This window comes from Syntrophotalea sp. (assembly GCF_050253115.1).
Classification (GTDB): Bacteria; Desulfobacterota; Desulfuromonadia; order Desulfuromonadales; family Syntrophotaleaceae; genus Syntrophotalea; species Syntrophotalea acetylenica.
The window spans coordinates 1-10,234 of sequence record NZ_JBFWJQ010000091.1 but is presented as its reverse complement, the minus strand read 5'-3'; the positions used below and the strand labels follow the sequence as shown (position 1 = coordinate 10,234).

Genomic DNA, 10,234 nt, shown 5'->3' with positions numbered 1-10,234 from the left:
ATGAACACTTCGTGCTGGATATCTTTCAGACCGGATCGGGCACCAGCACCAACATGAATGCCAACGAAGTCATTGCCAACCGCGCCGCGCAGATTCTGGGCAAGGCGGTCGGATCAAGGGCGGTACACCCCAACGATCATGTTAACCTCGGCCAGTCGAGCAATGACGTCATCCCGACCGCCATCCACATTGCCACGGCGCTGGAAACCCGCGCCACCCTGGTCAAGGCACTGTTCAGCATGCAGGAAGCCCTCGGTGAAAAAGCCCTGGCCTTCAACGACATTATCAAAATCGGCCGCACCCACCTGCAGGATGCCACGCCGGTGCGGCTGGGCCAGGTCTTTTCAGGCTATGCCCGGCAACTGGCGCTGGCCATCCGCAGCATCGAAAACGCCGCAGAGAACCTGCTGGAGCTGGCCCTGGGCGGCACCGCCGTCGGCACCGGCCTCAACACGCACCCGCGATTCGCCTCTCGCGTCATCGCGGCTATCGCGGACGAAACCGGACTTGCCTTCCGTGAAGCTAGCAACCACTTCGAGGCTCAGGCAGCCAAGGATGCGCTGGTTGAAGCCAGCGGCGCCCTGAAACGCACCGCCTGCGCCCTGTTCAAGATCGCCAACGACATCCGCCTGCTCGGCAGCGGACCGCGCTGCGGCATCGGTGAGCTGTTGCTGCCACCGGTGCAGCCGGGCAGCTCGATCATGCCGGGCAAGGTCAACCCGGTCATGGCCGAAAGCCTGATGCAGGTCTGCGGTCAGGTGGTCGGCAACGATGCGGCCATCACCCTGGGAGGTTTGTCCGGCAACTTCGAGCTGAATGTCATGATGCCCCTCATGGCCCACAACCTGCTGCAATCCATTGCCCTGCTGGCCGCCGCCGCCACCGAGTTCACGAAGCGCTGCCTGACCGGACTGGAAGCCGACCGCGGGCGTTGCGAATCGCTGGTGGAGCAGAGCCTGGCCATGTGCACGGCGCTGGCCCCGGTCATCGGCTACGACCGGGCGGCGGACATCGCCAAGCAGGCTTATGCCAGCGGCCGCACGGTGCGGGAAATCGCCATGGAGCAGCAGGTGCTGCCAGAAGAGAAACTGGCCCGCATCCTCGACCCGCGCCCCATGACCGAGGCAGGCATCCCGGGCAAGACCCGCTGACCGGTCTTTTCGACCCCACGTCGAGGGCGGCCGCGGCTTTCCTGTCCGGCCGTTCTCGACGCCGCGCCGCAACCTGTGGATTGCCTGTGAATCGTCGCGCGCGCGACCTTCGAAAAACCCGCCAAACGCCTTCAATCCGGCACATCAGGCTTTTCAACAGCTGTGGACAGCGCCGCGGCAAGAGCGGCCGCCTGCCCCCCTGTCATGTCGTGATCAGTGCTCCCAGAAGCTGATCGCCGAGAGCTTCCCGCTGCCAGTTTTTGAGAATCCCCAACTCACCGAGCTGCGCCGCATTGACCGGGCATTCTTTTGCCAGGGCTTCCAGCTGTGCATTGTTAACCAGAATGCCGGGATCCATGGCAAGCTGGCCGGCCATGTCGGCACGCACGGTTTTCAGTTTTTTGAGCCGCTCCTCCAGGGCAGGGTCACGCTCACGGCGCTCGCCCCGCGGATAAACCGGCCACTGTTCCCTGGGCATATCCAGGGCCTTGCCTACCGCCCCCAGCAGCACCCGACCGTAACGCTCCGCCAGCCGGGCCGAAAAGCCTTCGATTCCTTCCGCATCCTGCAGATTGCGCGGCAGCCGCTGGGCAAATCCGAGCAGTGTCTTGTTGCCGATGATTTTGAATGGGGGACGGTCGCGGCGGCAGGCTTCCCCGTCGCGCCACTGCAGCAGCTCCTCCAGCGCGGCGAGTTGCCTGCGATCCAGCAACCCCGCCCCCTTGACCCGTAAAAACAGCGGGCCGCTGTTTTCGGAAGGGCGTACCTGTTCGAGCAGGGCAAATTCCTCCTCGGCCCAGTTCAGTCGCCCCATCTGCCGCAGCCGCTGTTCGAGGATTGCCGCCAAACGATGCAGATGACAGGTGTCCTCCATGGCATAGCGGACCATGCCTTCCTCGAGAGGGCGCTGGGACCAGTCGGCACGCTGATAACGCTTGTCCAGATGAATGTCGAGGTGTTTGGCCAGCACGTCGGCCAGGCCGACACGCTCCTCGCCGAGCATCTGGCTGGCGATCATGGTGTCGAAGAGACCGCGAACCTCCATGCCGAAATCGCGGTACAGGCAGCGAATATCGTAATCCGCGGCGTGGAAAATCTTGCCAATGGCGGGATCGGCAAGAACCGGCGCCAAAGGCGACAGGTCTTTTACGGCCAACGGGTCGACCAGCACCGTCCGCGTCGGGGTGGAGATCTGCAGCAGACAGACCTTTTCCTGGTAGGAATGCAGGGAGTCCGCTTCGAGATCGACGGCTATGACAGGTTCCGACCGCAGGTCCCGCACCAGCCGGACTATGGCCGCGTCATCCGTCAGGATGGGGGGCAACGACATGAAAACTCCTTGGTAGTTTGTGTGAATCAGCGCTGTGCGCCAGACGGCCCTGCCGGCCCCATGGGTCAGATGCCCGGCAAAACTTGCGCGGCATGGGGATCCTGCGAAATCGATAATGCCAGAGGCTTTTCCCTCAAAGCAAACCAAGGGCCTTTTTATGTGAACCGTGCAGCGGCAGGTCGGCAAGTTGCCGCGGCGTAACCCAACGGCGCTCCGCATCGGCGACCATTGTCCCGACGCTCCCCCGACAGGCAAACACAGACAATTCCACGCGAAAGTGACTGTAGGCATGGCGTATCGCTCCCGCCGGTTCCGGCTCGCCAGCCAGCCCCTCAGTAGCCATCAGCCGTCGGGCCGCCTCGTCGGCCGTGCGTCCCTCGGGCACGGCGGCCGACGGAAATTCCCACAATCCGCCGAGCATTCCGTCAAGGGGGCGTTTCTGCACCAGATAGCGCCCGCCGCAATCGATCAGCAGGGCCACCTGTTGCACCAGCGGCACGGTTCTGCGTTCTCCCCGTTCGGGGAAGTTATCCTGCTCACCCCGCCAGAAAGCCTGGCACAAGCCGGACAGCGGGCAGGTCTCGCAACGGGGATAACGCGGCATGCAGACCGTTGCCCCCAGGTCCATGATGGCCTGAGCGTAATCATGGGGATGGTGCTCGGGGGTGAAGACTTCGGCCCAGTGCCAGAGCTGTTTTTCCACCGGGCCGGAGCGGGGATTTCCCCGCAGGGCCAGCAACCGGCACAGCACGCGCCGCACATTGCCATCCAGAATCGGCGCCTTGCGATCAAAAGCGATGGAAACGATGGCACCAGCGGTCGAGCGCCCAACGCCTGGCAAAGCCATGACGGCTTCGAGCTGTTCCGGAAACCGTCCACCGAAATCGGCGACCACCTTGCGCGCGGCCTCGTGCAGGTGCCGGGCGCGACGGTAATAGCCAAGCCCGGCCCACAGTTCCAGCACCTGATCGAAGGATGCGGCAGCCAGTGCCTGCACCTCCGGGAAAGCCGCCAGAAATTTCTCGTAGTAGGGAACTACCGTCGTCACCCCGGTCTGCTGCAGCATGATTTCCGACAGCCAGATGCGGTACGGATCGCGGGTGCTGCGCCATGGCAGATGGCGGCCATGGGTCCCGTACCAGGCCAGCAGACGCTGGCCCACCTCCTCCGCGGCCCAGGGCAATTGCTGCATAGCGGCCCTTCTCAACCGATTTCGGCCAGTGCCGTCAGGGTCTTTTCCATATCCTCGCGGGTTCCGATGGAAATACGCAGCCCGTGGGACAGTATCGGATCGCTGAAATAACGCACCAGAATGCGCCGCTCGAACAGGCTGTCATAAATCCGCTTGGCATCGCGGTCCGGCGGCGTGGCAAAGACGAAGTTGCCATGGGACGGAATCACTTCCCAGCCCAGCACCCGCAGCTCGGCGGAGAACCAATCGCGGGTTTCGCGGATTCTGGTTACACACTGGCGGAAATAGTCCTGGTCGGCGAGGGCCGCCACACAGGCCGCCTGCGCCAGCCGGTCGAGATTGTAGTGGTCGCGGATCTTGTTCAGTGCGGCGATCACTTCCGGTCGGGCGATGGCCATCCCCAGCCGCATGCCGGCCAGCGAATAGCTCTTGGAAAAGGTACGCGTCACCACCACGTTGGGCAGACGCCGCACCAGGTCCAGAGAATTCTCTCTGGCAAAATCGGCATAAGCTTCATCGATCACCAGAACCCCGTCGATCCGCCCGGCCAACGCCTCGATGAACTCCTGAGGGTAACAGAAACCCAGCGGCGCGTTTGGATTGGCCAGAAAGAACAGTTTGCCGGCATAGCGCGCGGGGAAATCCTTCAGCGCCCATCCCTCATCGAGCAAAAAAGTCCGCACCCTGGCGCCCTGCACTTCAGCCAGCGTGCTGTAATAGGAATAGGACGGATGAACGTAGGCTATCTCGTCTCCCTCGCTGGCAAACGCACGAATCAGATTATTGAGCACCTCATCCGAACCGTTGGCCATGATGACCCAATCGGGGTCAAAACCATACAGGCGCGCAGCCTGCTCGCAACCGGCGCGGCTGGCCGCATCGGGGTACTTGCGCAGATTGTCGCCGACTTCGGCGAGAATCGCTTCGATGACCTTCGGCGACGGCGGATAAGGATTTTCATTGGTATTGAGCTTGATATACCGATGCTCGTCACGGGGCTGAAACCCGGGCACGTAGCCGGCCATTTCAGCGATATTTCTGCGCAAGGGAATCATGAGGTCTCCTGCCGGGTAAGATGAGTATCCGAAACCGATAACCTATAGGAAAATGCGGGAGGGTGCAAGAATGACGTTGTCATCCGTCACTTGCAGATCAGGATAGTTTTCAACCTTCCACTTTGCACTCCCGCATTACGCGAACCTCGAACCTCGAACCTCGAACCTCGAACCTTGAACCTTGAACCTCAGGCCTCAGGCCTCGGGCCTCGGGCCTCGGACCTCAGAAGTATTCTTCGAGAATGTCGTAGCCCGTGGTGCGCCGGGCCGGGATAAATCCGGCCTCCCGTATCAGGGCGAGCAATTCCTCCCGGTCGAGGCGAAAACGGGCGCCAGCGGCGGCAACGACGTTCTCCTCAAGCATGGTGCCGCCCAGGTCGTTGGCGCCGAAGAACAGCGCCACCTGCGCCATTTTGCCGCCCTGGGTGACCCAGCTGGCCTGGAGATTGGGGATGTTGTGCAGCACCAGACGGGAAACGGCCAGCACCCGCAGGTAGTCCATGCCGGTGGCTTGCTCGCCGCCGAGCTCGGTATTGCCGGGCTGGTAGGACCAGGGGATAAAAGCGCTGAAGCCGCCGGTACGCTGCTGCAGAGCGCGAACCCGCAACAGGTGAGTAACAAGGTCTTCATCCGTTTCTCCAATACCGAACACCATGGTCGCGGTTCCCGGCAGGCCCAGACGGTGGGCCGTTTCCATAACCCCGACCCAGACGCGCCAGCTGATCTTGTCCGGCGAGACGCGCCGGCGCACCCGGTCGACCAGAATCTCGGCGCCGCCGCCCGGCAGAGAGGCCAGGCCAGCCGCCTTCAGCCGCAGCAGGCAGGTCTCCACCGACAACTCCGACTGCGCCGCCAGGTGAACTACCTCCGCGGGGGACAGGGAATGGATCTGCACCTGCGGAAAATGTCGCCGCAGGCTGCGAAACAGCTCCTCGAACCACGCGATACGCAACTCGGGATGCAGGCCGCCCTGCAACAGCAACTGGGTACCGCCAGAGGCCGCCAGTTCGGCAACCTTGTCGAGTATCTCCTGGTGGGAAAGCAGATAGGCATCGGCATGATCCGGTTTCCGGTAAAAGGCGCAGAAGCGGCAGCCGGTCACGCAAATGTTGGTGTAATTGACATTGCGGTCGACAACAAAAGTTACGCGACCCTGCGGATGCAACCGGCGGCGCATGGCGGCGGCCAGCCGCCCTGCCTCCAACAAGTCGGCCCGGCGCAACAGAAACAGGGCGTCCTGGCAATTGAGTTCCCGGCCGCTTTCGAGCTTCCCGGCAATGGTCTTCAACATGCGTCCGGCTCCCGCTTCAGTTCCCGGTACAGGCTGTCGCGCTCCACCGGGATACGGCCGGCTTTGCGGATCAGCCGCACCAGGCCCTCCCGGCTCAAGGCCTGGGGCGAAACGGCGCCGGCCCGGTGGCCGATCTGCTCCTCCACTACCGTGCCGTCCAGATCGTTGACGCCAAACGCGAGGGACACCTGGGCCAGTTTGACACCAAGCATCACCCAGTACGCCTTGATATGAGGAATATTGTCGAGAAACAGCCGTGCCACCGCCAGGGTTTTGAGGATATCCACCCCGCCCGGACCCCGCACCCCGTCGAGCCGCGTCGCCCTGTCCTGAAACGGCAAAGCCACAAAGGCCTGGAATCCGCCCGTTTCGTCCTGCAGGGCGCGCAGGCGGGCCATATGCCCGATGCGTTCGGCGGGTGTCTCCAGGTGACCAAACAGCATGGTGGCATTGGAACGCAGGCCGGACCGATGGACCATGCCCATAACCTCCAGCCAGCGATCGCCTGAAATTTTTTCCGGACAGAGTTGCAACCTGGCCCGTTCGGCAAAGATCTCGGCACCGCCGCCGGGCAGGGATTGCAGCCCCGCCGCCCGCAGACGGTCGATAACCTCTTCCAGCGGCAATTGCGCAACGGTAGCGAAATGCGCGAGTTCCACAGCGGTAAAGGCCTTGATATGCAGACCCGGGCCGGACTTGTGAATGGTACGCAGCATCTCTTCGTAAAATTCCAGCGGCAGGTGCGGATGCAGCCCTCCCACCACGTGCACCTCGGTCGCTCCTGCGGCCGCTGCGGCTGCGGCCCGCGCCGCAACTTCCTCGAGGTCAAGACTATAACCGTCCACGTCCCCTTCATCGCGCCGGAAGGCACAGAAAGCACAGCGGTTCACGCACAGGTTGGTGTAATTGATATGCCGGTTGACATTGAAGTACACCCTGTTGCCGTGCATTCGATGGTTGGCCAGAGCCGCCAATCGGCCAACGGCCAGCAAATCCGGGCACTGCAACAAAAAACCGGCCTCGGCTTCACCGAGACGCATGCCGGCATCGACTTTTGCCGCGATTTCGGGCAGAGACATCATGATGCGTCATCCCCCCAGCGCCGGAACAACCGGTGACCGATGCCGAGACCGTCGAGCACCTTGCCGACCATAAAATCGATCAGCTCCGCCATACTTTGCGGTTGCCCGTAAAAGGCCGGCATCGCCGGCACAATACGCGCCCCGGCACGGGACAGGTGCAGCAGGTTACGCAGATGGATGGTCGACAGCGGCGTTTCGCGAGGCACCAGCAGCAGCGTGTGCCCCTCCTTGAGAGCGACGTCGGCAGAACGCTCGATGAGGTTGCCGCTGATACCGGCCGCCAGGCGTCCGACCGTCCCCATGGAACAGGGCATGACCACCATCGCCATCGGTGCGGCGGAGCCGCTGGCAGGCGGTGCGAACATGTCGTTTTCATCGTAATGCTCAAGGGCTTCGCCGCAACCGAAATGCCTGCGCATTTTTTCCCGCCGTTCTTCAACGCTGCCCTGCCAATCGAGACCGGTTTCATGCTTCACCACCTGCCTTCCCGAGCGGCTCAAAAGCAGGGTTACACGGTATTGCGACGCCAGCAGTTCTTCAACCAGCCGCAGTCCGTACACTGCGCCGGAAGCACCGGTTATGGCCACAAGGATCTGCCGCATATAAACAACCCCTTCCATGGAAACATCCGTGCTGCCAAAAATCCTTAATAACGACCACGCATCTCATCTGCGGCCTGTGATTGCCAACAATTTTACGGCCTGTCTGCCCGGCTGACACAAGAAGCCCCCGGCACTCGCCCAGCGCCCCTGAAAAAACCGCGGGCAGCGCCCCCACATTGAGGCTTATGCCCTCCATACCTGCATCAAAACATCCCCAAGAGCAAAAACAAACAACAACACGCTGATCAGCCCGTTCATGGTGAAAAAAGCCTGATTCAATCGGCTCAGATCATCCGCCCGCACCAGACAATGTTCCCATGCCAGCAGAACGGCCGTCACCAGCACACCGCACAGAAAAATCCCCCCCAAACCGCCACCGGCAGCGACTCCGAGCAACAGCGGCAGCACCAGGGCATGGAGCAGACGCGCCAGCTGCAGGGCGCGGCGCGTGCCGAGGCGCACCGGCAGCGAATGCAGACCAACCTGGCGATCGTGCCCTTCGTCCTGCAACGCGTAAAGAATATCGAAACCCGCCACCCACAGCAAAACGGCGCCCCCCAACAGCACTACCGGCCAGCGCACATCGCCACGCAAGGCGATCCACGCCCCGACCGGGGCCGCGCCGAGGCACATCCCCAGCACCGCATGGCACAGACTGGTAAATCGTTTGCAGTAGGGGTAAAGAACGAACAGGGCGATAACAGCCGGAGCCAGCGTCAGACAGAGTGGATTGAGCATGCCGGCCGCTACCAAAAACGCGGCGAAGGATCCCGCGACCAACAACCAGGCGCTGCGGCGCGAAACCCTTCCGGCAGGGATATGGCGTCCGCGGGTGCGCGGGTTTTCGGCATCGAGCCGGGCATCGATGATGCGGTTGAGACCCATGGCGCCGGAGCGGGCCCCGACCATGGCCACGCAAATCCAGCCCAGTTGCCCGGGAGTCGGCCATTGATCGCTGGCCAATACCGCCAGCAGAGCGCCCAGCAACGCAAAGGGAAAGGCAAAAACCGAGTGGGAAAATGCGATCATTTCCAGCAGGGCATGGATATAACCCAGTTTTTTTCGGAAAATTTGCAAGCAGCGCCCCCCCTCCGGACGGATATCATGACTCGAGGAGCGGATTATACCCCGCAGGAGGGGAAAGATAAAGGGCAAGGGGCAAGCGCTTCAGATACAGACGTCAACAAACAAACGCGGGCACTTATCGATTACCTGCACGCCGATTATTACATCAGCTAAACGGCATGATGCTGCATTCGCATCGCCTCGGCGGCATTGGCCGCCTCGCAGAGAAAATAGGCACCTCCTTCGTACAGAAGATCGTTTTTCAATTGATTGCCGATCATCTCCCAGCAGGGGAAACCCCGCGGCACCAGAGCCTTGCCGTACCGGCGAGCAAGGGCTTCGGCGTGGAAGTTGCCGATGATAAGATCGTATTCGGACTGCAGTTTTTCCGCGTCCTCCAGATCTCCGACCACGACCCGTTCCGCTTCGATGCGACCAAGCTGCGGCGAATCGACGCTTGACAGAACGAGGCCGATACGCGCCCCGGCCTCGGTCAGGGACTGACAGGCACCGGCCAGAAAATCAGGTTCTCCAGTGACCATGATCCGGGTCTGCCCCAGGGCAAAATGGCTGTCGAGCATGACGTCCTGCAGACGCTTGCGCCAGCGTACCACCGTTGGTGACGGCTGTTGCAATCCGGCATAATCCATCAATTTTTCCACCAGGTTATCTGTTGCCACCAGCCCCTGCACATGATCGAGGTGCATATGCCGCATAGCGGGGTTTTTCTTCAACAGGGCCGCGGCGCTGAATTTCACTGACTCGCCGATAGAGATAACCGCCCCGGCCTCCGCCAGGGAGAAGATCTCGTCGACGGTGACACCGCCGCTGCTCAAGGCGCCCTGTTTATGGCCCAGGTGGCCATCCAGGGCGGTGGACAGATCCGGCAGAGCGACGACCTGCAGGCCGAACGATCCGATAAACTCCTTGAGTTTTTCCACCTCGATCGGCTGCATGGAAATATGCGGCAACAATACCACTTTGTCGGACCGGATCTCCGACCGGTCTTCCACCAGCTGCTCGATCATGGCTGTGACGGTTTTACCCCATCCACTCTCCAGTCCGCCTTCAAAGTCGGCAGTGTGCACATGAACGATGGGGAATTTGATCTGCTTGGCGGCGCCACGGATATCGTCCCCCTTGGTTTCGGTGATGCCGGTGGAATGCAGCCCGATGAGGCTGGGGGTGACCTTTCTGGTGATATTGTGCACCGCCTCGACGATGCTGCCATCACCGCCATCGAGCACCGCGGCAACGTCGGTGACGGCGGTGGTCTGAATAGCGATCGGCTCACAGAAATGGCGTGTAAAGAACACCTTCGTAAAAGAAGTGCAACCCATGCCACCGTGCATCAGCGGCATGCAACGGTCGACCCCGAGAAACGCGAGGGCGGCACCCATGGGCTGTGACAGGCGGATCGGGTTGATTTCCAACGGTTTTTCTCTGTGGCGGTTCAGTTCTCCCAT

General features: G+C 61.8%; 9 protein-coding genes. 1 reads left to right on the top strand and 8 read right to left on the bottom strand.

What is annotated here, in order from left to right:
• A partial coding sequence (locus AB7E65_RS09790; protein ID WP_428745788.1) for a class II fumarate hydratase occupies nucleotides 1–1,151 on the top strand: 1,151 nt, incomplete at its 5' end.
• A gap of 202 nt (nucleotides 1,152–1,353) precedes the next feature.
• Here the strand turns inward: AB7E65_RS09790 and AB7E65_RS09785 are convergent.
• From AB7E65_RS09785 to nifN, 8 genes are all read right to left on the bottom strand, one after another.
• Nucleotides 1,354–2,481: a ribonuclease D gene (locus AB7E65_RS09785; RefSeq protein ID WP_072286378.1), complete on the bottom strand. Its 1,128-nt coding sequence runs from the start codon at nucleotides 2,479–2,481 to the stop codon at nucleotides 1,354–1,356.
• Between the two features lie 133 nt (nucleotides 2,482–2,614).
• Nucleotides 2,615–3,673, bottom strand: a complete 1,059-nt coding sequence (gene mutY, locus AB7E65_RS09780; protein ID WP_072286379.1) for an A/G-specific adenine glycosylase — start codon at nucleotides 3,671–3,673, stop codon at nucleotides 2,615–2,617.
• 11 nt (nucleotides 3,674–3,684) lie between these two features.
• Nucleotides 3,685–4,728, bottom strand: a complete 1,044-nt coding sequence (gene hisC / locus AB7E65_RS09775; protein ID WP_072286380.1) for a histidinol-phosphate transaminase — start codon at nucleotides 4,726–4,728, stop codon at nucleotides 3,685–3,687.
• Nucleotides 4,729–4,951: 223 nt separating this feature from the next.
• A complete protein-coding gene (gene mqnC, locus AB7E65_RS09770; protein ID WP_083558543.1) occupies nucleotides 4,952–6,019 on the bottom strand; it encodes a cyclic dehypoxanthinyl futalosine synthase in 1,068 nt (355 codons plus the stop codon).
• Nucleotides 6,013–7,101, bottom strand: a complete 1,089-nt coding sequence (gene mqnE / locus AB7E65_RS09765) for an aminofutalosine synthase MqnE (protein WP_145926378.1) — start codon at nucleotides 7,099–7,101, stop codon at nucleotides 6,013–6,015. The genes mqnC and mqnE overlap by 7 nt, the downstream gene beginning before the upstream one ends.
• A complete protein-coding gene (locus tag AB7E65_RS09760; RefSeq protein WP_072286381.1) occupies nucleotides 7,098–7,721 on the bottom strand; it encodes a UbiX family flavin prenyltransferase in 624 nt (207 codons plus the stop codon). The genes mqnE and AB7E65_RS09760 overlap by 4 nt, the downstream gene beginning before the upstream one ends.
• A gap of 165 nt (nucleotides 7,722–7,886) precedes the next feature.
• Entirely contained in the window at nucleotides 7,887–8,780 is an 894-nt protein-coding gene (locus AB7E65_RS09755; RefSeq protein ID WP_072286382.1) for a 4-hydroxybenzoate octaprenyltransferase, read from the bottom strand.
• A gap of 158 nt (nucleotides 8,781–8,938) precedes the next feature.
• Nucleotides 8,939–10,234, bottom strand: a 1,296-nt coding sequence (nifN, locus tag AB7E65_RS09750; RefSeq protein ID WP_428745787.1) for a nitrogenase iron-molybdenum cofactor biosynthesis protein NifN, incomplete at its 5' end; no start/stop codon positions are given.

Coding starts and splice junctions, on each gene's coding strand:
- AB7E65_RS09760 (WP_072286381.1), bottom strand. CDS start 7,721: ATGGAAGGGGTTGTTTATATGCGGCAGATCCTTGTGGCCATAACCGGT.
- AB7E65_RS09785 (WP_072286378.1), bottom strand. CDS start 2,481: ATGTCGTTGCCCCCCATCCTGACGGATGACGCGGCCATAGTCCGGCTG.
- mutY (WP_072286379.1), bottom strand. CDS start 3,673: ATGCAGCAATTGCCCTGGGCCGCGGAGGAGGTGGGCCAGCGTCTGCTG.
- mqnC (WP_083558543.1), bottom strand. CDS start 6,019: ATGTTGAAGACCATTGCCGGGAAGCTCGAAAGCGGCCGGGAACTCAAT.
- mqnE (WP_145926378.1), bottom strand. CDS start 7,101: ATGATGTCTCTGCCCGAAATCGCGGCAAAAGTCGATGCCGGCATGCGT.
- hisC (WP_072286380.1), bottom strand. CDS start 4,728: ATGATTCCCTTGCGCAGAAATATCGCTGAAATGGCCGGCTACGTGCCC.